Source organism: Bacillus cereus group sp. MYBK5-2 (assembly GCF_051915685.1).
GTDB classification, from domain to species: domain Bacteria; phylum Bacillota; class Bacilli; order Bacillales; family Bacillaceae_G; genus Bacillus_A; species Bacillus_A cereus.
The window spans coordinates 1-21865 of record NZ_JBQAFE010000019.1 but is presented as its reverse complement, the minus strand read 5'-3'; the positions used below and the strand labels follow the sequence as shown (position 1 = coordinate 21865).

Below are 21865 nucleotides of genomic sequence, written 5' to 3'. Positions count from 1 at the left end.
TTTCTTATAGGAATGGTGTTTGATCTAGCGTGTAGATTTGTTTTGGTTTCTGCTCATGTAATGCATCCGGATTGTTGTATCTGAGATGCATGATGAATTGCTTTAAAAAATGTGCAGGTGTGATTTTCCAGAAGTCATCCATACTTAAACCAAGCAACGTATTACCGACATAAAAATAAAAATCCCAGTCCAATTCGGACTGAGATTCCTCGTTTTTAGTCAGTATGTTTTTTACTTTTTTTCTTGCTTGAGCTTCTTCATATCGGAATGTTGGAAGTTTTGATTGTTAAAAATGTTAAATACCACTTTGAAAATATCAGGTAAATCATAAAGCGGAATTGAATTTTTCACTTCTGTTGGTGTACACTCAGTACCTCCACTACGCATCATCGCGTAAATTAAAGATCGCATCAATTTTGCTTCATTTTCCCCTAAGCTAAATTGTTCTTTTGCCAACATTTCATTCATATCTTTTTCAAACTCATGATATGGTTTCCCATAAGATTCTTCCACATAAGGGAATGATTCAAACGTAAAAATAACAGGGATATCAACACCCTGTATTTTGATTTTATTCAAATTTATATTAATGTTAACTAAATCACTTAAACGTGCCATGATTACCCTCCTTATTTACCTGTTTGAGTCGTTCCACCTAACTGCGCTAGTTGAGATTCATCACAAATTACTTGTTTTAGGAAATCTTCAGCTTTAATTCCTTTTGCCTCTGGATCACCAGTATCCAATTCAGCTTGTGTTACATCATTAAATAACAATGGATCTGCTGTAATTGTGTAAGCAATATCATCCACAGTCATTTCATCACCTTGTGTTTTCCAAGATTCTTCTACTGGAGCAACCGTACATTTTGGATACCAACGTAATATTTTTGTTCCATCATTTAAAGGAAATACAACACCTACTGCAAACTTTGGATACGCCTTTGCCTTCGCTGTTTCAAAAGACACGCCTTTTTTACGTGTTTTTGCAAAGATTTTATCTTTTACTTCACGATTTAGACCAGCAAGATTAAAAGCTAATCCAAACGCTGTATTTTTGACAATGTTAATAATTTTTTTGTTAGATGCCCACTTTGTAAAATTAGTAGAAGTAGTGGAAATCGTTAAATCAGAAATATTCGTTTGTCTATAAACGATATCCTCATAAGTTGGTAGTGCACTAGAAGTTTCATTTCCCTTCATCAAGCACAGATATAAATCTTCAATCCCTACGGAATATTGAATTTCTTTATTTTCAATCGTCATGTATATCACCCTCACATTCTATCAATTATTTTTTGTGCCATAATATCAGCAATTTTGTCACCTTCTGCATCAAAGGTATTCTGAACAAAGTGTTTTCCCTTCACACGTCCCTTACCATTTGCTTTTTTATGGCCATGTTCAACTAAGTACCAATACCAAGCTTCATCTTTAAATTCCACAGATACACGATCATCTTTCACAACAACCTTTAGGCTATCCCTTAAATGCGTTCGCTTGTTTTTATTGGAGGCTTTGATTTTTGGTTTTAATTTACTAGCAAAATACTTCGCTGCTTCGTCTAATACATCCAGTTCGACCTTTTTATTCACTCGTAATAGCGTATTAATATCTTCTAAAGCTTCAGCAAAACCATTGTTATTTGAAGCCATTACTGGATACACCTCACATACGTTATAAACTGCGTTATGGTGTCGTCATTCTCGTCATAACCCATTCCATCAAATTGAGAATAAGACACGCCTACTTCGTTAAAAACAGCCTTTAACGGCTCATAATCTTTTTCAGTTCCATTTGTAATAACAGCAATTTGATAAAGTGGCATATCTTTTAGAACTTTATTAGAAGCCCGTTTATGCTGTTCATTCACAAATTCATACACAATGTAAGGATATTTTGCCGTTGTAGGAGCTTCATCACGATATACTGGGATACCTGATTTCTTCATGATGTCTCGTAACTCTTGAAAGCTAATTTGCATAGGACAATGACACCTCCATCAATCGGTCTTCTTCACGTACATAAATACGCTCAATATTATAGATACGGCCGCCAACTTTTACACGGTAATCCTTTTGATTGTTTTCAATCTCCCGATCAATACGAACTTCAATTTTCTTTACAATTTCATTCGTATCTTTCGTTGTAAATTTGTCAGTAGCCGTAACTCCAATATTGTTATAACGAAGTTTCCGTTCTAAAGGATAGCCCATCACAACACGGTCTGTTTCTGGATCAATTGTTTCTCCTAATTTAAGTAGCTCACCCATCCATTTGAGTTTATTCGTCTTTCTCTTCATCGGCATAAACCTCCTGGACAAACATCGGCGTTAAAGCATCAAGAGCTTGTTCTAATTCTTTTTCAGCGACCCTGTAATCATAGTAAATACCGGCGACCATAATAATTAAATACTCGGTCTGTTTGCCTGTCGCATTCTTTACATAAGTCTTTGCTTGAGTGATATAAAAAGAGAGCATGGTTTCATCCATACCCTCTTCCCAATGAATATGAGATTTTAATTTCTCAATTAAATCATTCATATTAAGCACCTGGTGTAGTTTGACCTTTCAAGACGTACTTATAAACTGGTACTTCAAATGGAGAATGAATTAATTGAGCATCTAGTAAGTTCCAGATACGGAAGCCTACACGGTTTGTACGTGAGAATAACTCAACTAACTTTTGTACTTCTAGTGATCCAATAACATCTTGAATATAGAACTTAGAGAAATCACCGAAATAGAATACTGGTGTATCTGGTGAATCAGGAATATCAATTGCATCTTCTTCCTCAACAGGGAAGCCTAATAGCGTATAGCCAATTCCACCTTCTGCTTGATTAAATGGACGAAGTAATGGGAAACCATCATCCGTTTTCATTGTTTCAATTTTTGTTAGTGCTGCTGTATTTAATACCCATCGTGCTTTTTTACGTACTTCTTTAACAGGTGTATTTTTCATTTTCACTAATGCATCATAAAGATTCTTTTCATCAGTTTTAAACTCAACAGCTTTTTTTGCTAATGCACCGTCATTTATGTTATTCGCTTCATCACCATTAACCATATATTGAGTTTCTTTACGAACATAAGCTTTTTTTAGCTCGTCCATAACGATTTGTTCAATCGGTAAACCTGTACGTGCTAATAATTTTTTCGTTACAGTCGCAAGCGCATCAAATTCCGTTGGTGATAATTCGATTTCATCAAATTCAATATCTGTTTCTGGAATTTCATTATTTGTTCGCTCATTTTTATGACCTTGTGCTTCTGCCTTTTTAACTAAAACAGGATACTTAATATTTTCTTTTGTTTTCACTCCTGTTCCTAATCGACGTAAGAAGTTTTCTTCTTGAGCATACGTAATAATTTCTTTGCTTAAGAAATCCGGAATTGTAACAGAACCATTACCAGTCACTAACCCTAATGCACGGGCTTCCTTTTCATCGATATTACCCACAATATAATTAGCAAAAGCTGAACGAGTTTCTGTTTCTTTGTTTTTAGTAGATTTATGTCCTTTAGTAGAAAGAGCTGCTGCGATAGATGCTGAAATAGCGGAACGTTGTTCTTCTGACAGTTCCGTTTTTTCATTCGGATTTTCTTTTGCTGCTGGATCTTCTTTTTTCTCTGGATTATCTTCTTTCTTGTTGTCCGGATCTTCTTCTTTTTCTTCCTCTTCTAATTTTTCTAATTCATCAGTGATAGTTTGTATTTCCTTTGTTAATTCTTCTACTTCAGCTTTAATTGCTGCTAGTTCTTCTGAACGAACTTCATTTTTTTCTACTTTACCTTGTAATTCCGCTAATCGAGATTTAGTTCTTGTTAAAGATGCGTTTAAGATTTCTTTTAAATTCATGTTAATTTTCCTCCAAAACTTTTTTTATTTGTTTAATAAGATTGTTTCTTTCTTCTGTATCATCTTCCACAACTGTTTTTACGGCTACTTCTTCACTTCTCATTTCAATCACGGCTGTATTTTCGCCCCTGGTCTCAATAGAAGTTGCAACATAAGCTGGCGTCATGTCCAAAATAGAAACTTCTAAAAGCTCTAATTCTTCAATAGATCGTTTTTGAACACCAGATTCACCTTCTACCCATGAATCTTTTTCAGAAACAAAACCAAATGACCAACCACGTAATTCTTTATTCCTTGCCTTCTTAATCACTTGCTCATCTGTAACCGTAGCGATGGCTCTTAAACCAATATTGTCTTCATACAATTCCAGATTTCCGTTTTCAATAGAACCAAGATTTCTGTTCTTATCGTGGTTAAAAAGCAAGTCCACATTCTTTGCTTTCTTTAATGCCTTTTCAAATGTTTTAGGAACAATTCTCTCTTTGAAATATCCCCTTGGAGAAGGCAACATTCGACTTTCTCTGTCCACAACATTCACATAACCATCAAGTATGACTTGATTCCCTCGGACCTCAATTTTCATTCTCTTCACCTCCTCCCAATGAACTATCGTTCGCTTCTTTCTTACCGATTTCAGTTAAATCATTTGAAATATAAATAGCTTGTGATTCCTTTGTATTTTGTTTAGGGAATCCAAGCATATCAGCGACATTATCAGGTGAAGTAATAGCTGTACGCACAAGGTTGTAACCAATATTCGTTTTGTTGCTATAAGTAACAAAATCAAGAATATTAATCTTGAATTTGATTCGTTTTCCCGAACTCTGTCCATAAAAAAGAAGACTCAAATGGTCTTCGAAATTTTTCATTATAGGTCTTACTGCTTTGTTGTGGATATACATCATTGCTTTTTCAATATCTTCTTTGATTAACTCTGTGTATGTATCCACATTTATACCTAAAAACTTACCCAAATCTTTTTTGTATACATTTAGATATGCTAGGGTCTTTTCGTCGTCTAGCGGGCTTTTAAGCGTGTCTATTGAATACCCTTTTCCAAGAGGTATCATTTTTACAGACCTTGCTTCATCGATTGATTCCAGTTGATCTAAAATTGCATTGATTAATTTTGACTGTGCACCATTCTGTGGGTTGATATGAGCATCTAAATTTAACAAGAATGCTAATAGTCCACCCTTTTTATATTTGTCAGTTAAAGTTTTCTCGGCTGACATAACTCCCTCGAGTGTATCTCTTCCTAAGTCAAGAATTCCTTTTCCTCTTAAATGATCTGCACCAATATTTTTTACATGCCGAATCATAAATGGAGGAATTTCATGACCACCAATATTGAAATGCTCTACCAAATTATCATCTAATTCTGTAAAAACATTTGAAGCTAAATGGATTTGAGCGCCATTTAATATCGGGAATGTTTCTCCCTCCAGTAAATAAGTATTCGTCATTAATTTAATGAATTCAGATTGTGTAAGATAGTTGTTTGGATTCCTTAAGATTTGAAGCGCAATATCATCTTTAATTTCATTTCCGAATTCATCTTCCACAACAATATCAGCCAATACCATTTGATTACTAATATCTTGTAGCAACTCGTAAACATCGCTAGATTGCAAGATGTTTGAATCCGTAACATACACACCGCCGTAACGAATGCTTTTTCCTAAAACATCATCGAGGTAACCACGTTTTTCAGCTTTTCTAAATAAATAATTTGAAAACCTATTCCTTAAACCCAATTTCTCACCGCCTTTCGATTATTGAACATTACAAACCAGGAAATACTTGGTATAATTTAAATGAAAGTGAGGTGAACAACGTGACTGAACTAGAAACTTCTTTACAATATGAATACAATCATGATTATAAACTTCGTCCAGAAGGCATTAATGTTCAAGCAACAGGAAGCTTTATCAGAACACATAACATTTTAATTAATGCGAGTGACAGATTTCAAAGAATGTCAATCTATGAAAATGGTATCATTATGTCAGAAGAAATTTATAACGGCAAACATGTTTTCCGCTTTAATTTCCCATTTACTGAAATAGAACCTGGTAAACTTGTAATTAATAACTAACATCAAAAGTCGTACATCATGTACGACTTTCTACTTTCTATCTATAAATTTCATCAATTAATTCATCCATGCCTTCTTCAGTTATGCTGTCCATAACCATCATCGTTTCTTTATGAGCACATAAAAAAGCAACAAATCCATCAATCTTCTTTTTGGACTGTCGCTTACTTGGCGCCTTCATCCCATTAATATTTGTTACAACTACAACGTTAAGAGCACAATAAACAAATAAAGGATTGTCGGTCATTATACGTTTTTCATAAATGAGTATTTCTGAATCATCCATCATTGCATTCATAACATTAGGCCACTGACTTACAGAAATACATTCGATACCAAGATTCTCAAGTTTTTCAATTAACTTTTGTGACATCGCTGGATCATAGTTTATTTGCTGCACATCGTATAAATTCAGGCATTCTACAATGTAATCCATAACCTGATCCTGGTTTATCATCTTTCCATCACAAAAAGTAACAAAACCACGTTCAACCATATCAGTATATGGAACGTTATCTTCTTTTTCACGATGTTCGATATCCTCATTAGGTACAAAATACATTTGTTTAACTTTTAAAATAGACTTTCCATCTTCGGTATAACCAGCGTTAGGGAAATTTAAGGTTACACATGTTAAATCGGTTGTTTTCGATAAATCTAAACCGATATAGCAAGTTTCACCTGTTAAATCACCCAGGTCTTCCACAAGTACATGCTCAACTTGTCCTTTTTCAAAGAAGTTTTCAGCACCATTTACGAATACATTCAAATGCTTAGAAAGAAACTCAGCTTTTTTATGCGCTGAACGTGATGCCGAAATGAATTCTGTTTCAAGTGCACTCATCGTTACAGATACACCAATGTTCGGATTAACCATTGCCCAAACATTACGGTCTGTCCAATCATAACTCTTATTAGGTTCGTATATCATAACGAAACTTGAATCATTATCATCCCGCTTCAATACTTCTTTTGCTTCACGATACACTCGCATACCCACTGATGAAGATCCTTTACCAGCTGTACTGATATTAAACATAATTGGCTCTGCTCGAGAAACCTGTGCTGATTTAAAGTTATCATACTGATCCATATTTTCTTGAGCATGAAGCTCATCATTTAGAATGAAGTGTGGATTGGAACCCTCAATGGATTGAATGTTTTTACTCATTACAATGAATTGGTTCTGATAAGCTAAATCATCACGAATATAATCATATGTCACACTAGAAATTGTCCCTTTTGGACCTTTATATATGTGCGAACAATCCATTAATACATCATGGTTCATAATTGTTGCTGCAAAAGGTTTTGCTGCATATTGCGCCTGATTAAAATCACTCGCACAACAGTAACAATCGGCACTAAGTACTCCTTCACCGTACATCGCATAACCAAGAGCACCAACACCGATTAAAGTTTTACCATTCTTCTTAGGAACCTGAATGTAAGCTTCACGAGTAACACGGACAATTTGTCCTTTTTCATTTTTATAAACCCATCCATATATCCAGGAGTAAGCAAACTTCTCCCAATCTTCCAGGATAAAAGTTTGCCCAGCTAAATCACCTTTAGTATGACGGACAAACGTTTCAACCCAATCCATCATTTCATTAGCACGGTCCACATCGAACCAAATATCCTTACGCTTTTTCCATTTATAATAACGATCTACCATTGCTTTAATAGTGTCGGGATATTTTTTAGGATTCTTTCTTACTTGTTTCGCATAAATATCTGCATAATTAACGCCATGTTTAATCACATAAACACCACCTCCATAATATAAAAAAGGATAGTATATAAAAACCATCCTTTTCTTATAAATAACTTTCTATTTCTTGATATTCAATTCTTGAGTATTCTTTAATAGCCTCTTCTAAATCAAATTGCATGTCTATTAATGAGTGATTATCTTTTAAGGTCAACAATTGCGTTTTACATTTAGTTATTCTAAGATCCAACTTTACAGCATGCATTGTTTCTCGATATAAATACGAATACAATTTATTAAAACTTATATCTAATTCATTAATTATTGGATCCGTTTTTAAAATTTCTTTCTCTTTTTCCCTCTCATTCAAAATTTTATCTATTAGTGATATTATAGAAGCTCCTTCTTTTCTTAAATCCTTTAGTTCCTCAAGACGTAGATTTACTAAAGTTGTTGATTTTCTATTCTTCTTTCCCTGCACCCACGTAACTAGAAGAGAAAGTAAAGTTACAACAAATGCTAAAAACGAAACAATTGCCGCTATGCTTGCCCATTGAAAAACACCATTTTTATCAAAGAAAATATCATACCACATAATTAACCCTCCATATTTTAATATCTTTATAATTATATCAAAAGGATTAATATTCCGGTTTATTTCTCCACTTATTACGATGTTTATCCAATTCACTCACTACCGCCTTAGGTTTTTTCACCTCTTCATTTTTTCCGACAGTAGAACCGCCAGTAACATATTTACCTGGTTTAGCTTTATTAGTAAGCCCCAATAAATCCAATGCTTTTGTCTTTTTATCAGCCCAAGTTTCTACTTGCTGCGCCAATGGATGCTTTGAATTATTTGTGGCCCCTGCTTTATTGGTGTGACGTTGAGTAGGAGGAAATCCTTTCTCTTTCCATTCAATAAACATCGTCATGTAAACTTCGAAAATATCTAAATATGATTCAATTAATGGATCTAAAGTAAGGGTGTAAATATCTGCATCACGCATAATTTTCAATATCCGATTTTTCTCAGCTTCTGTTTTATCGTTAACAATTTTTTGACGCTCTTTTTTCGTAGACATTTCACACCCCCCTTTATTTTTTTAAAATGTCGTCTAACGATAGAGATGCCCCCTACGCTACCTATCCTCCCCAGAGAAGAAATTTTAATTTTTGACAGGGGGGCTTCCAAAATAACTCGGAAAAACTTTTTTCGGTTTATCTTCATTTTCTTCGATTGTATGGCAAACTGGACAAAGTAATCTTAGGTTATTCTCTTCTAATTTAAGAGTTGGATCTTCCTTGATTGGTATTACATGATGAACATGAGCACGCCTACCAAAGACGAACCTTCCACATCGTTGACAGCATCCATTCTCTCTTTCGTATACCTTTGACCTGACAAACTTCCATGCATCAGTTCGATAGAATGGTTTGTTATCATGATGGTAGATGTTCTTCTTATCTTTCTTCTTCCTTGGCTTGTTACGCTTATGTTCTTCACAGTAACGTCCTTTGCTTATCTTGTTATGGCAGCCGTTAAAGTCACAATATTTCATTCAGTATCATTCGTTAATTGCTCAACGATATAGTTACGAATTGTTTCTTCTTTCTTTAACTTACCTGGCACTTCGATATCATTCTCTTTAGCAAAGGATAATAACTCTTCAGCATTCATATCATTCAAGTTAATTTCAGTATCGGTATCAATTACATCCACACCAACTACTTTATTATCAGCATGCTTAATGATCATACTCTCAGGATTAACAGTTACTTCGAATCCTGGTTCTTCACCAGTTGGAACAAATAGACTTCGCTTTTCTTTGTTATCCCAATACTCTGTACCTGATATTGTTTTTCTAACTTCAGTAATCATTTACATTCACTCCTTCTATTTACTTTCTATATAATAAAAAGCACTCACATAAATGAGTGCTTAACCTTAATCTTAACTTCTTAACGGCTGTTCTTCAGCTTCCTGGACTAGTTGATCCAGTTCTCCTACATAATAATCGTAGAAATCATCTTTCTTTTTTGTATCAGAGCATATCAATGTTGGAAGTGTGTTGGACCTTCCTTTCATAATTCTAGTATCAACAACAATTACTTGATCATCTATTCTATAAATAGACCTTGAAGGAAAAGATTCATGGAAATATAATTTCAGTTCACTTTGGGTAGCTTTCCTTCTTCTAGGATCTTTTTTTTCATATATTTCTTCCCATAATTTCTTAACTTCTTCGATTTTTGCTTTCAACTCATCTGAAGTAATACCATATTGGTGAGCTAACGCTGGTAGAAACTTAGAATTCGGTGACATTAAAAAAACTCTAATTTTGCAATTAGAATTTAATAATCTATTCACAAAGTGATCATGATTATTTCTAGTCCATGTTCCTCCGTAAGTATGGAACACATCTATATTACTTTTAGCTTTTTTGATATAGTAACCATAATCAACTTCAGAAATATTTAATAACGTTTCATCGATACCAGTCTTTTGTATATCTTCTTTTAATTTGAGTTTTTTAAAGATCATTTCTACCAAGTTATCCTTCGTATAATACTCACTAACTGCTGTGACGACTCCAGATATAAGTAATGCCGCACCGATATTACTCAAAATTGCCTTCAATACCGTTGGACCAGTAATAAGCTCTGAAAACCAAAATAATAAGCAGCTAGCAACAGTAATTGACAATATTACTATTATATTTTTAAAACTATAGCTATTTTTAGATTTAAACACTTAATCGCCTCCTAGTATTCATTTTAACTAGGAGTATTCACTTTACTATATATTTCGTTCGACATTAATCGACAAAAAATCCTGACACACTTAAGTATCAGGACTTATATAAACTCAAATAAAGCTTATATGCAAAACTCTATGCTATTACTATAATTCATTTTTTCAAGGGTTTGTATAATGATTACTTACCTTAAGTAAATGTTAAGTTCTATTTGAGTACTCAACTTTTTCTCTCATGGCAGCGTGTTTGTTGTAAATATACTGTGAACTGTAGTTAAGTTCTTCAGCAATCTTCTCCAATGTCATGCCCTCCACATACTTAAGATATGCAATTTTATGTTCCAATCCTTTAAACGTATTAATTAATTTTTTTAATTTATGCATGTCATTCATCTTATGCGCTAATTCATATTCAATTGCTTCGATACGTTCTTCCACCTTCGCACCTTCCGATTCAGCAGTTAAACGTACTTCTCGCAAATCACCACTGACCCAACGTTTTAATTCAGCTTTTGTTTTATCTAAGTTGTAATCTAGATACGCAACGTCTTGTTCTAATTCTTGATATATCTTTAGCCAGTTAAACAAATGATGATTCACCTACCTTTTCACTCTTGTTATATATCAATATTTGAAATTATTAACAATTAATTATATAATTTTAAGAAAAATAAAGGAGAAAGATAAATTGGAAAAATTTAATATCGAAACTTTATTTCTATCTACAAGTCTTTACGAGGAATTAGATTTCCCCGAAGACTATAAAGTGATTTTCAAAAAACTTTTTCTTAGTTCTGATGAATTACAATTTGACTGTTTTTGTATACATTGTGAAAAAGAAAGTACATTTAAATTTAACGATAAAACCTTAAAAAATCCTTATTATAAAACTCCTTTTGAAGCTCAAGCAAAAAGTGAAATACATTTATATTGGAATACATTTTCATTCCCAATTCAACTTGAATTCGCCTGTCAAAGAAATCATTTACATAAATATTCTATAATGTTTATTTCTCAAGGTAACGACAAACTCATAAAAATTGGGCAATATCCATCTATTGCATCTTTAGAACTTCACTCTATAAATAAATATAGAAAGATACTAAAAAGTGATTATCGTGATTTTTCTAAAGCTATTAGACTGTATTCTCATGACGTCGGCGCTGGTTCATTTGTCTACTTGCGCAGAATTTTTGAAAATCTTATCGAAGAATGTAGACAAGAAGCACAAAAAAACCATTCCTTTGATAATGATGCTTTCCAACGCTCTAGGATGGATGAAAAAATAATGATGTTACAGACTTACCTTCCTCCATTTCTTGTTGAAAATAGAAAATTATATGGAATTTTAAGCAAGGGAATACATGAATTAGACGAAAAAACATGTTTGGAATTATTCCCTAATGTCAAACTTGCAATTGAATTAATACTTGATGAAAAACTCTATCAACTTGAAAAGGAAAATAAAATTCAATCATCAAAAAAATTCATTGCAGCCGCTGTTGAAAAACTCATGAAATAAATCATTAGACCATCCTTTTTAGGATGGTTTTATTCTTCATCCCACAAATCTTCAATTGTATTAATATCCTAATCAGAAACCCAGGACATTTATTTACTCTTCATAAAATTCATCAATAGACATTTGTGAAGGTTCAAGAATGATAGAAACATTCTCACCAGCGAATGGATAAAATTTATTGATTTTATCTTTCGTATCGCCTTTTACATTGAACTTAAGAACTGTTTTCTTACTATCACGTTGAATAGAAACAAATTCAGCACCGATTGGTTCAACATCGCTTTTCTCCACAGTTAGATGCACAATAGTACCTGGCATCTTCAATAACTCATCAGCATGTGGTAATTCATCACTTAATACATGAAACATCAAAACCTCCTTTTTATCATCCTTTTGCATTTTCTTGAATAATACGTTCAATTGAATTTTAGTCATGGTTTATTTCTCCTTTAGTTTTTTCGTCTTCGTCATATAACGCCTTTTTTCAAATACTCACGAGCCATATATAAGAAATGATGATATATGTAATTACCGGTTGTAGCTGGCTCAATAAATACTGTTGAGAATCCATATCGCACTTCAAATGTTTTTAAACTACCAAGTAATGCTTCTGGTTTGTATTGACTTATATACTCACCTTTTAATATTTTTTGATAACCTTTTAAATCTTCCACAAGAAGAACAAATGGGTGTTTAGCAGCACGAATTAATTCATTTTCAAATCTTGTACGATCTTTAATTGATTGAACTAATTCATCTACACCATTCTTACGTTCTACTCCGGCGCAAAGATAAATATCTCGTGTAATGCCCATCTCAGGATTCTTAGGAATTACCGCTGAATAATCAGCTGTATCAATTTTTCTAAGTCTGAATGGAACATTCTTTTTACGGAAATAATCAAGTACATGTTGATTTTTCTGTTCTCTTGTATCCACCATGATTTCTAATGTATCCAGTATTTCTTTCAATTCCTTTTCTGAATATCGATAATGAATTGCTGGCATTTATTTCACCTTCCTAAAATGCGACATTGCACGATTGAATATTTCTTGTGAAAGCTCGTCCGTTAATTTATTTTCATAGTTGGCCACAGATTCTTTTACATATAACCAACCATTAAGTGAGAAGTTTAACGTTAATTCCATAACCAATCTTGCTGCAGCTTCATCATGATTAAACCAATCATTTATTTTTGGATTCATGTCTTGCTCAACACCGATAAAAAAATTAATAATTTTATCTATCGTTTGTTTTACTGCATGATCTTGGTCCGAATAATTCCCTTGCAAATATTTAATAATACGTAGCTTGTATTCTTTAATAACTAATTCAATTTCAGGAGCAACCTTTTCATGGTTCTCAATGTATAAATCATTTCCATCAAGAACGAGCTTCGCTCCTATCAATTGAACATCAGCACATATCTGTTTTGGATGCATATTACACCTCTTTTTTTAAAGGGTTATCGAGGGTTACTAAGTTTTTTATTCAGTAACCCTCTACAAAACCAGTCATATCAAGGTTTCAAGGCTCCTTTTGATAGCTAGGGTTACTAAGATTACCTGGGTTTCTATTAAGGCCCTATATATATTATTTTTTTATTTATTTATTTTCTTATAGGCTGTTATAGAAAACTCAGTAACCCTCAGTAACCCATAAGCTATAAACATTGATATAACAACATTTATAAGGGTTATTAAAAAAACAGTTCAGTAACCCTCAGTAACCCCAAATCAAACTTTTTTCCTATTTATAGGAGTTATGTTACTACTTCCCTCTTTTTCATCATTGAAGAATAAATTTGCGCCAGCAAACTCATTTAATGTAATTCCATGAATGAAAGTCTTATTTTTTGATCCTTTTTCCTTTTTAAATCCACGTACTTCTAACTGACGATAAAAAGCACGATTCTTTAAATCCATTTCATTATTTTGATAGCACCATTTTGTATAATTTTCATAAAGTAACTTCGCTTCAACTCTCGCTGTCGAATACACTATACAATTCTCATCGATAAATGGTCCAAGTATATCCATGTCTTCACGATATTCGGCTGTCGCTGCCTTTACGGCTTCAGGAGCACGCAATCCTTCAGCCTGCCACTTCATGCACCCTTCCACAGCCCACCGTAAAACGCCTGACATTTCTTTTGCTAATTTATCAGGCAGATCATAATCAATCTTGTCTTTTGGTATCGTTACAGTAAATGGAATAAGCATAATCCTTCTCCATATACCTTCATCTGAACCTTTTACAATTGGCTTATGATTGGTAGTGAAAAACACTTTAAACTCTGGTGTAAATTCGAAGTATTCCTGACGCAAGAAACGAGCTGACATTTTCTCTCCACCAGTGATTTGTTTAACCAGGGCTTCAGATAATTGTTGCCCCTCTTCACTCTCGACAGCTGATACAAAACGTGCTCCATCTAATCTGGCCACATCGTTATTGATTCCTGAATCATTTCTCTTTTTTAAGAAAGTGTCACTGTTTGTCTGTCTTCCATAATCACCGAGTAGATCCTGGATGATATTAATAAAAGTAGACTTACCATTTCGTCCATTACCGAATAAAAAAAACATTACTTGCTCTTTTGTTACACCGGTTAATGAATAACCTATTGCTTTTTGTAAATAATTAATAAGCTCATGATCCGCTTCACCGGTATGTGTTTTAAAAATACTTTCCAAGAAAGCTTTCCAGTTTGGACACTCTGCATTTTTGTCATACTTGATTGGAGAAATCTTTGTTAATAACAAGTCACGGTCATGCGGTAATAATTCACCAGTCTTTAAATCGATAACTCCGTTATCACAATTAAATAGAAAGCTATGAGAATCCAATTCTTTCTTTTTCACAGATACCATCGGTCTTACATCCAATATGCTATTTATCCTAATTGACCGTCTTTCACACTTCTTAGCCCAATCATGCAGTAACTTTGATTGATATTTATCTTCTGTAGCCTTTGCTTCCCCATATATGGCTCTCAACGTTTTGGCCGTGATAGCCTCAATTTGTCTCTTACTATCCTCATGCCAATGCTTGCCGTTCCATATAAGCCATTCCAATTCATTACAATAACGAACATTCTCGCCATGATAATATGCAATACGTTCTGCATTTCCTAGTTCAGTTAAATGAAACTTTGGTGCTTCATCAATAATTTCCTCAGTGTCTTCAATTGAGTTATCAGAAATATAAACTTCATATTTTTTCTCTTCAGGCGGTTCATAATCAGCTATTGTGGAAGGAGTTGAAAGAATTGCCGTATCAATTGTCATTTGTCCATATGTACGGCCATCACTGGAATGTGGTTTATCCCACTTCTCACGAAGTAATGAGGATTCTCTAAACATTGAATCCATCTTTGCTGCATCTTTATCTGTCCAAAATGCTAAATGATTACATAGGGCCATATCAGTTGAAGAATGATCATCGTTAATCAACATGCCCTGGAATAAATCTTTAATGGCTACACCACTTTTGCTATCAAACATTCTCTCCCATAATTCTGCATTCGATAAACTAGTGATATCTTCTAGTTCAAATGAAGTAGTGCTTTGCTTTTTCTCAGGCTTTGGCTTTTCTTTCAAATACTTCTCAAATAAAACTTTTAATTCATCCGTCCTATCTTCCACAGGAACTTGATCTAAACAATCACCGGTGAAAGTAAAATAGCGTCCATGCCTGTACACTTCTAATCCGATATCAACATTTTTCCGTCCTGTACCTGGTCCTTTTAATGGCAGCTTACCTTTTGCAATAATGTGGATGCCATCACCACTTGGTGAATATTCCGTGTAACTATTAACAGTTTCAATAACGTCCTCAGCTAAACCTGTAAGCGCACCTTCTTGAATACAATGGTCAATGTCTATTCCTACAAATGGATCATCTTTAGAAAACATAAATCCGATCCCGTCATATCCACCTTGTTCATAAAACTTTATGATTGTCGGAAATGTTGACCAACTCCGCTTATTATTTGATTGAGCCATTTCCCCATTGATTTGATAAGGAACTTTTGTTTTCTTACCGTTTCTTACTTCTGACCGCCATAAGATCCAATGAGGAGTGTTTTTAAGCTCTGCCGGTATTTGATTAAATTTATATCTCATTTGATTTTCTCCCTTTGGAAAAGGGAGCCGTTAGTAGCTCCCTCCTATTTGAATCTTGTTAATTAACTTTTAGAACGGAACATCCTCATCCGAAACTGTAAATCCAGCACTTGGAGCCGATGCTTCCGATTCTTTAAATCCATTTACTTGCGGATATTTTTTACCGTTATATTCACGCTCACCTACTACTACACGAAGATGTTTATTTAAAAGAGTATCTGCCCATTCTTTGTAAGAAGCGAATTTCATTCCTGTTGGGAATGCTGCAGCTTTAGAAATTGCTTGTAATCTCCACATTGATTTTTCAGTTACAACAAAATTATCGAATAAAAGCTTCTGTCCTTGGAATGCCTGGTCTACATCACTACGGATTTCATAATCCACAACAATCATGTTGTTTCCGGATTCAGCTTTTTTTAATTCATAATTAACAACTGTTACCTCATATTCTCCTGGCTTAACTTGTTCAAACCCTTTAGCTTGTTCATGATCTACTGTAAACATTATTTTTCCTCCTTGTTGTTAAAAACTTGTAATCTATCTAAAGCAGCATTTAAATATTTAAGATTGAAATCTTGGAGTTTTTGTTTTGTTTTAAACTCAATTTCATCTAGCATCTTCGCTGCTTCATCACTGGATTCAACAATTTCTATAATTTTTGCAATAAGAGCATTTCTTTCATTCTCTTGCTCTGCTCTTACATCCACACCAAGTTCTAACCATTTATAAATGATTGCACCATGCTCTGGCTTAATTAATTCACCATTTTCATTTATTAAATTAGAATTATCCTTAGTTGGTGTAGCTGTATGATTTTGCTCCATACGTAGAACAATCATGAATTCGTACTCCAAATCATCTTTCTGAATTGGTTTTAATCCTAACTTACGAATTTGAAGCTTATCATTATCATCACGCTCAGCTTGATATTCCTGTTTAGTACGCAACGTAGCAATGATATGAACATCATTTTCTGTGAGTGATTTAATGAATTCTTTAATAACCGGCTTCATTGTTTTCCAATCTTGAAAACGCCCACCTAAATCTTGTTGCTGGTCCAAGATACCTCCGATACCTTCCCAAGCATGTGAAAGACTATCTGCAATAACAACCTCACAACCACTTTTCTTTAATAATTCAATCGCTTGTTGGTATCGCACTGTTGAATATGGAGCATCAAGTTCAATATATTTAAAGCTACCAATCTTGTAACCTTTAATTGTATTGTTTGCATAAAGAAGCGAACGTTTATGTTCCGTATCGATAACACCAATCTTCTTCCACAATTCTTCTTCTGGTAAATCAGGATAAGCTTCTTTCATCATTCCATATGCCAGGATTAAAGAAGTTAATGTTTTACCTCCCCCACTTGCACCGAATAATGCTATACAAGCTTTCAGCTTTTCACGTTGTGCATCTGTTACTTGCAACATATTTATACCTCCACACTATAAGAGATAGATTCAGGTTTGATTGTAACCCCTGGAACAATTTGTCCATCCTCATCTACAATTACTTTTTCACCGCTGATTTCCACAATCTTTAATTTCTTCTTAAAATCAGCCCATTTGACTTCTGTTTTTAAGCAATCATCAAGCTCGTTTTCAATGGCATATTGAAGTACCTGGGCTGTATCTTTTTGCTCCGGCGCTTCACTACTCTTACGAGTCTTTGATTTACCATAAGGCGTACTAATTGTTTTCTGTTTTGGATCCACTGCAAGTTGTTCCATATGATAACGTCGAATATGAGTTTCAAAGAATGAAATATCATTGTGGATGGGTTTCAATTCACTTTGCTCCCATTGTGTAATACGATCACGTTCAACATTTGCTAGTGTCGTAATTTCTTTTTCCTTTGCTTTAAGCGCTGAAATTTTACGAAATGCCCAATTCAAACCGTTAATATCCGTAACCTCAAATTGTTGCTCCGCATCTTGTAATTGATCCACTTCTAATAATTCATTTTGTTGTAATGCATTCATCGATATTACCTCCAAATATATTTTTAATTTCTTCTTCAGTGTGAAGGGAAAAATAAGTTAAACCATTTTTTGTAAAAGTAGCTTCAAAAGGATATTCCGAACAATCACGTTTCACTACGTCTAGATTTCCTTGCTCATTTAGGAGTTCTTCAAATAATTGATACCTTACATGTATTTGGTTGTTATAGACACCTAAAATGCCTCTTTCCTGTGCTAAATGTATAGCTTGTACATATTCTTCAATCGCTTTAATATCCATTATGATTCCACCACCTCAGCATATTCCGTCGTTTTACGTATCACTATTCCACCGACATCATTAGCTACTCGTATTGATTTTTCATATTCAAATTCCATTGCACTTTTAGCTAACCTCGTTATTACCAATGGATCTGCATTACTAACTAATAAATTACCTACACTTACTAGATATGTAGTTTTAGGCATTAATTGCTTATCCATCCTTTTACACTCCTTTACACGAAATCAATTCATGCTATAATGACCAAGAAATATGTTTTTATTAGACCGTCAGCCCCAACTGGCGGTTTCTCCTTTTATACAGCTCGAAAGCATTCAACACTTTGCTCCGCAATTAAGTAATTCGTTAGATTTCCTTCAAGTACGACATCCTGGCCAAACATAAAATACTTATCATCTTGTTTAATTTCACAACCATAGAAATCTTCAATTGGATGATCTAGCTCCTTAAGTGTTGTTCCCTTTTCACCGATATCTTCCACAAATATTGCATCAACGTTGCAATCATTTAAGTGATGCAAATGCTTATTAAGTCCTTCTGTATCCCACTTAACTTCCGCAATAGCACCAAAACCATTTTTAATTGTTTTAAATTCATTAGCCGTAAAACTAACCTTTGCGCCTGATTTAAAAACTAATGTTACTTCTTTCAATTGACTCACCTCCCTTCAAGATGAAACCTTACGGTTCATTAGGTACATTTTGCGCTTTGCTTCTAATTCAGTAATAAGTAATAACGCGGGACTATGTCTCATTTCAGCGCATCTTTTTACAACTTCTGATGCTTTCATTAATTTACTTGCGGATAGTACTCCGTTCATGATTAGTCACCTCTTTTTTCTTTTTTTCAGCCTGACGAGCTGCTAAAATTCGAGGAACTGAAGTTTTCATAAAAAACTCAGCTATTTTTAACGCCGTTTCCTCACTTGGCGGATTATCCAATATAGTTCGTTCCATCTATCTCACCATCCACCTCATAAACTTCATGTTTCATGAAGTTAGTTGGCAAAAAAATTTCCTCAATTCCTTTACCTAATCTCTGAGCAATTAAAAACATCTCATTAGCTTTAAATTGAGTAACTCCATATTCTTTATTAACATAAGTTCTCTTATCTACACCTATTAAATCAGCCATATTCTGCTGAGTTAACCTATTATACATACGTAAAGAAACCAGTTTTTCTTGCAAAATAATTCACCTCACTTTCGACAACTTCATATTACATGAAGTTATGACAAAATTCAACAATTATTTTCATGTTTTATGAAATTAAATATTATTTTTCTTGTTTCATGAAATTTTTAGTTTAAAACTTCATGAAATATGATATAATAGACCCAGAAGGGAGGTGAAACTTCATGAAACAAGATGTTTCTAAATATGTAGGTCAACAAATTAAAAACTTTAGGAAACTAAAGAAAATGACCCAAAAAGAATTAGGATTACGAATAGGAAAAAAACATAATACAATTTCATCTTATGAAAATGGGACAAACGAACCTGAACAAGATGTATTATTTTCCATAGCACAAGCATTGGATATCTCAATTAATGATTTGTTCCCACCAACAAATGAAGTGTATAAACCAAATACTCCAACTATTTCTTTAGTACGTGAATCTTCATATACTTATGTTCCAACTGCAATTTCAGCTGGTTTACCTCTAGAAATTGATGGAATGACAGAAATGGATTTGGAAACTATACATATTCCTGATTCATTAATGGGGAAATGGGCAGGTAGAGAAGATGTTTTTATGACTCGTGTTAATGGTGACTCGATGAATAAAGTTATACCACATACCTCTTTGATTGCCGTAAAAGAAGTTGCTTTAGAAGAACTTTACGATAATGACATAGTTGTTTTTAGTAATGGATGCGATTATTCTGTAAAACGTTTCTTTAACGATAAGCAAAATAAAAGATTAATATTCCGACCAGATTCATATGACAATCGTTTCTTTGATTACACAGTTCCTTATGAAGATGCTGCGAATATAAAAATACACGGTAAAGTAGTAATGTACGTAGCTACATTAAACTAATACCTATATCAATTAAATCTTTAGCGCTAGGAATTTAATGGACAGCCCGTACAGCTGTCCTCTTTTTAAAAGGAGAGATAAATAGTGACTGTTGGAATTTATATAAGAGTAAGCACTGAAGAACAAGTGCGAGATGGTTTCTCTATTTCAGCTCAACGTGAAAAGCTAAAAGCATATTGCGTGGCACAAGACTGGGATAATTTTAAATTTTATGTAGATGAAGGCGTATCAGCAAAAGATACTAGTCGTCCACAATTAAGCATAATGTTAGACCATATCAAAAAAGGCTTAATTGATACTGTTTTAGTTTATCGCTTAGATCGTCTAACACGTTCTGTTATGGACCTATATAAACTACTAGACACATTCGATAAATACAACTGCGCTTTTAAATCCGCAACAGAAGTTTATGATACTTCCACAGCTATGGGTAGAATGTTTATTACAATTGTGGCTGCATTAGCTCAATGGGAAAGAGAGAATTTAGGTGAACGTGTACGAATGGGACAATTAGAAAAGGCTCGCCAAGGAGAATATTCAGCAAAGGCCCCATTTGGATTTGATAAAAATGAGCATAGCAAATTAATTATAAATCTAGAAGAAAGCAAAGTAGTTTTAGATATGGTAAGGAAAATTGAAGAGGGTTACTCTATCAGACAACTCGCTGACCATTTAGACGGCTATATCAAGCCCATAAGAGGTTACAAATGGCATATACGCACCATATTAGATATTCTTTCTAATCACGCCATGTACGGAGCGATAAGGTGGTCTAATGAGATAATAGAGAATGCGCACCCAGGAATCATTACGAAGGATAGATTTATGAAGGTGCAACAACTACTATCTAGTCGCCAAAATTTTAAAAAACGTAAAACTACTTCTATTTTCATTTTTCAAATGAAATTACTTTGTCCTAATTGTGGAAATCATTTAACTTGTGAAAGAGTAATGTACCATAGAAAAAAAGATAATCAAGATATTGAACATAACCGATATCGTTGTCAGGCTTGTGTTCTAAATAAGAAAAAGGCTTTTTCCTCTAGCGAGAAAAAGATAGAGGTAGCCTTTTTGGATTATATTGAAAAATACAGATTCAAACAGGTACCGAAATTTCAAACAGAAGACAATGAAATTGATATCCTAAAGAAACAATTATCTAAAGTAGAAAGACAAAGAGAAAAGTTTCAAAAGGCATGGTCAAACGATCTAATGACAGATGAAGAGTTTGCCAATCGAATGAGAGAAACGAAACAAGCGCTAGAATCGATAAAAGAAAAATTGAAGTCTTTAAGTCCTAATAAAAACGAAAATATAGATGATGATGTTATAAAAGAAATTATAAATAATATTAAAGGCAATTGGTCACATTTATCATCCGATGAGAAAAAACAATTTATGAATATGTTCATAGAGAATATCAAAATTGATAAAAAAGACGGATTTACAGAAGTATTAGATATAGAATTTTATTAGTGTTTATGTTACATTTACACA

Annotated in this window: 32 protein-coding genes and 1 pseudogene; 4 read left to right on the top strand and 29 right to left on the bottom strand. The window is 33.7% G+C overall.

All coding sequences use genetic code 11. The annotated features are described in order from the left end of the window. Positions 1-4: 4 nt before the first annotated feature. The 10 genes from ACTFP3_RS29215 to ACTFP3_RS29170 are packed head-to-tail and all read right to left on the bottom strand — an operon-like array spanning position 5 to position 5618. Entirely contained in the window at positions 5-193 is a 189-nt protein-coding gene (locus ACTFP3_RS29215) for a hypothetical protein (RefSeq protein WP_006927278.1), read from the bottom strand. Between the two features lie 38 nt (positions 194-231). Further along, positions 232-618 (bottom strand): hypothetical protein, encoded by a 387-nt coding sequence (locus ACTFP3_RS29210; RefSeq protein ID WP_440012005.1) that lies wholly within the window; start codon positions 616-618, stop codon positions 232-234. 11 nt (positions 619-629) lie between these two features. Next, on the bottom strand, positions 630-1265 hold the full coding sequence (locus ACTFP3_RS29205) for a major tail protein (RefSeq protein WP_016125430.1): 636 nt from the start codon (positions 1263-1265) through the stop codon (positions 630-632). An 11-nt stretch (positions 1266-1276) separates the two neighbouring features. Continuing rightward, the gene (locus ACTFP3_RS29200) at positions 1277-1654 is read right to left on the bottom strand and encodes an HK97-gp10 family putative phage morphogenesis protein (RefSeq protein ID WP_000157915.1); all 378 of its coding nucleotides are present in this window, start codon (positions 1652-1654) and stop codon (positions 1277-1279) included. Further along, positions 1654-1983 (bottom strand): hypothetical protein, encoded by a 330-nt coding sequence (locus ACTFP3_RS29195; RefSeq protein WP_098558395.1) that lies wholly within the window; start codon positions 1981-1983, stop codon positions 1654-1656. Before ACTFP3_RS29195 ends, ACTFP3_RS29200 begins: the two co-directional genes overlap by 1 nt. Then, positions 1973-2302: a hypothetical protein gene (locus tag ACTFP3_RS29190; protein WP_440012002.1), complete on the bottom strand. Its 330-nt coding sequence runs from the start codon at positions 2300-2302 to the stop codon at positions 1973-1975. Before ACTFP3_RS29190 ends, ACTFP3_RS29195 begins: the two co-directional genes overlap by 11 nt. After that, positions 2283-2543 (bottom strand): head-tail connector protein, encoded by a 261-nt coding sequence (locus ACTFP3_RS29185; protein WP_325849863.1) that lies wholly within the window; start codon positions 2541-2543, stop codon positions 2283-2285. The genes ACTFP3_RS29190 and ACTFP3_RS29185 overlap by 20 nt, the downstream gene beginning before the upstream one ends. Position 2544: 1 nt before the next feature. After that, the gene (locus ACTFP3_RS29180; protein ID WP_440012000.1) at positions 2545-3861 is read right to left on the bottom strand and encodes a phage major capsid protein; all 1317 of its coding nucleotides are present in this window, start codon (positions 3859-3861) and stop codon (positions 2545-2547) included. Between the two features lies 1 nt (position 3862). Further along, a complete protein-coding gene (locus ACTFP3_RS29175; RefSeq protein WP_440011998.1) occupies positions 3863-4444 on the bottom strand; it encodes an HK97 family phage prohead protease in 582 nt (193 codons plus the stop codon). Next, complete coding sequence (locus ACTFP3_RS29170; RefSeq protein WP_440011996.1) at positions 4434-5618, bottom strand: phage portal protein; 1185 nt, start codon at positions 5616-5618, stop codon at positions 4434-4436. Before ACTFP3_RS29170 ends, ACTFP3_RS29175 begins: the two co-directional genes overlap by 11 nt. 80 nt (positions 5619-5698) lie before the next feature. On the opposite strand from ACTFP3_RS29170, the gene ACTFP3_RS29165 reads away from it, so the two are divergent. Beyond that, positions 5699-5959 (top strand): hypothetical protein, encoded by a 261-nt coding sequence (locus ACTFP3_RS29165; protein WP_440011994.1) that lies wholly within the window; start codon positions 5699-5701, stop codon positions 5957-5959. A 37-nt stretch (positions 5960-5996) separates the two neighbouring features. Here the strand turns inward: ACTFP3_RS29165 and ACTFP3_RS29160 are convergent, their stop codons facing one another. The 7 genes from ACTFP3_RS29160 to ACTFP3_RS29130 all read right to left on the bottom strand — a co-directional run bounded on the left by ACTFP3_RS29160 (position 5997) and on the right by ACTFP3_RS29130 (position 11019). Further along, positions 5997-7724 carry a terminase large subunit gene (locus tag ACTFP3_RS29160; RefSeq protein WP_440011993.1) on the bottom strand — a complete coding sequence of 576 codons (1728 nt, stop codon included), beginning with the start codon at positions 7722-7724 and terminating at the stop codon, positions 5997-5999. A gap of 55 nt (positions 7725-7779) precedes the next feature. Then, positions 7780-8268, bottom strand: a complete 489-nt coding sequence (locus tag ACTFP3_RS29155) for a hypothetical protein (RefSeq protein ID WP_440011991.1) — start codon at positions 8266-8268, stop codon at positions 7780-7782. Positions 8269-8314: 46 nt separating this feature from the next. Continuing rightward, positions 8315-8758 (bottom strand): P27 family phage terminase small subunit, encoded by a 444-nt coding sequence (locus ACTFP3_RS29150; RefSeq protein ID WP_440011989.1) that lies wholly within the window; start codon positions 8756-8758, stop codon positions 8315-8317. Between the two features lie 84 nt (positions 8759-8842). Next, entirely contained in the window at positions 8843-9235 is a 393-nt protein-coding gene (locus ACTFP3_RS29145; protein WP_440011987.1) for an HNH endonuclease, read from the bottom strand. Beyond that, complete coding sequence (locus tag ACTFP3_RS29140; RefSeq protein WP_440011986.1) at positions 9232-9555, bottom strand: hypothetical protein; 324 nt, start codon at positions 9553-9555, stop codon at positions 9232-9234. Before ACTFP3_RS29140 ends, ACTFP3_RS29145 begins: the two co-directional genes overlap by 4 nt. A 72-nt stretch (positions 9556-9627) precedes the next feature. After that, complete coding sequence (locus ACTFP3_RS29135) at positions 9628-10428, bottom strand: hypothetical protein (RefSeq protein WP_440011984.1); 801 nt, start codon at positions 10426-10428, stop codon at positions 9628-9630. Positions 10429-10632: 204 nt separating this feature from the next. After that, on the bottom strand, positions 10633-11019 hold the full coding sequence (locus tag ACTFP3_RS29130; RefSeq protein WP_440011982.1) for a hypothetical protein: 387 nt from the start codon (positions 11017-11019) through the stop codon (positions 10633-10635). 100 nt (positions 11020-11119) lie between these two features. On the opposite strand from ACTFP3_RS29130, the gene ACTFP3_RS29125 reads away from it, so the two are divergent. After that, on the top strand, positions 11120-11953 hold the full coding sequence (locus ACTFP3_RS29125) for a hypothetical protein (protein ID WP_440011980.1): 834 nt from the start codon (positions 11120-11122) through the stop codon (positions 11951-11953). A gap of 96 nt (positions 11954-12049) precedes the next feature. Here the strand turns inward: ACTFP3_RS29125 and ACTFP3_RS29120 are convergent. The 12 genes and pseudogenes from ACTFP3_RS29120 to ACTFP3_RS29065 all read right to left on the bottom strand — a co-directional run. Then, positions 12050-12388: pseudogene (locus ACTFP3_RS29120) on the bottom strand (hypothetical protein); the annotation flags it as partial. A gap of 32 nt (positions 12389-12420) precedes the next feature. Beyond that, entirely contained in the window at positions 12421-12960 is a 540-nt protein-coding gene (locus ACTFP3_RS29115) for an ERCC4 domain-containing protein (RefSeq protein ID WP_053513012.1), read from the bottom strand. Next, entirely contained in the window at positions 12961-13395 is a 435-nt protein-coding gene (locus tag ACTFP3_RS29110; protein ID WP_440011978.1) for a hypothetical protein, read from the bottom strand. A 294-nt stretch (positions 13396-13689) separates the two neighbouring features. Then, positions 13690-16077, bottom strand: coding sequence for a phage/plasmid primase, P4 family (locus tag ACTFP3_RS29105; RefSeq protein ID WP_440011976.1), 2388 nt, complete (start codon positions 16075-16077; stop codon positions 13690-13692). A gap of 69 nt (positions 16078-16146) precedes the next feature. Beyond that, the gene (locus tag ACTFP3_RS29100) at positions 16147-16581 is read right to left on the bottom strand and encodes a DUF669 domain-containing protein (RefSeq protein ID WP_098770031.1); all 435 of its coding nucleotides are present in this window, start codon (positions 16579-16581) and stop codon (positions 16147-16149) included. Continuing rightward, complete coding sequence (locus ACTFP3_RS29095) at positions 16581-17510, bottom strand: AAA family ATPase (protein ID WP_061884630.1); 930 nt, start codon at positions 17508-17510, stop codon at positions 16581-16583. The genes ACTFP3_RS29100 and ACTFP3_RS29095 overlap by 1 nt, the downstream gene beginning before the upstream one ends. Before the next feature lie 2 nt (positions 17511-17512). Continuing rightward, a complete protein-coding gene (locus ACTFP3_RS29090) occupies positions 17513-18061 on the bottom strand; it encodes a host-nuclease inhibitor Gam family protein (protein ID WP_326036286.1) in 549 nt (182 codons plus the stop codon). After that, on the bottom strand, positions 18039-18320 hold the full coding sequence (locus ACTFP3_RS29085; RefSeq protein WP_440011974.1) for a hypothetical protein: 282 nt from the start codon (positions 18318-18320) through the stop codon (positions 18039-18041). The genes ACTFP3_RS29090 and ACTFP3_RS29085 overlap by 23 nt, the downstream gene beginning before the upstream one ends. Continuing rightward, positions 18320-18523, bottom strand: a complete 204-nt coding sequence (locus tag ACTFP3_RS29080; RefSeq protein WP_440011972.1) for a hypothetical protein — start codon at positions 18521-18523, stop codon at positions 18320-18322. The genes ACTFP3_RS29085 and ACTFP3_RS29080 overlap by 1 nt, the downstream gene beginning before the upstream one ends. A gap of 95 nt (positions 18524-18618) precedes the next feature. After that, positions 18619-18975, bottom strand: a complete 357-nt coding sequence (locus ACTFP3_RS29075) for a YqaI family protein (RefSeq protein ID WP_440011970.1) — start codon at positions 18973-18975, stop codon at positions 18619-18621. A 15-nt stretch (positions 18976-18990) separates the two neighbouring features. After that, positions 18991-19143, bottom strand: a complete 153-nt coding sequence (locus ACTFP3_RS29070) for a hypothetical protein (protein ID WP_001014684.1) — start codon at positions 19141-19143, stop codon at positions 18991-18993. 113 nt (positions 19144-19256) lie between these two features. Continuing rightward, positions 19257-19511 (bottom strand): helix-turn-helix transcriptional regulator, encoded by a 255-nt coding sequence (locus tag ACTFP3_RS29065; protein WP_088338438.1) that lies wholly within the window; start codon positions 19509-19511, stop codon positions 19257-19259. Positions 19512-19681: 170 nt separating this feature from the next. Here ACTFP3_RS29065 and ACTFP3_RS29060 point away from each other — a divergent pair, with 170 nt between their 5' ends. Both ACTFP3_RS29060 and ACTFP3_RS29055 read left to right on the top strand, forming a co-directional pair. Then, on the top strand, positions 19682-20368 hold the full coding sequence (locus tag ACTFP3_RS29060) for an XRE family transcriptional regulator (RefSeq protein WP_440011969.1): 687 nt from the start codon (positions 19682-19684) through the stop codon (positions 20366-20368). Positions 20369-20452: 84 nt separating this feature from the next. Then, positions 20453-21844, top strand: a complete 1392-nt coding sequence (locus ACTFP3_RS29055; RefSeq protein WP_098472613.1) for a recombinase family protein — start codon at positions 20453-20455, stop codon at positions 21842-21844. Positions 21845-21865 lie beyond the last annotated feature (21 nt).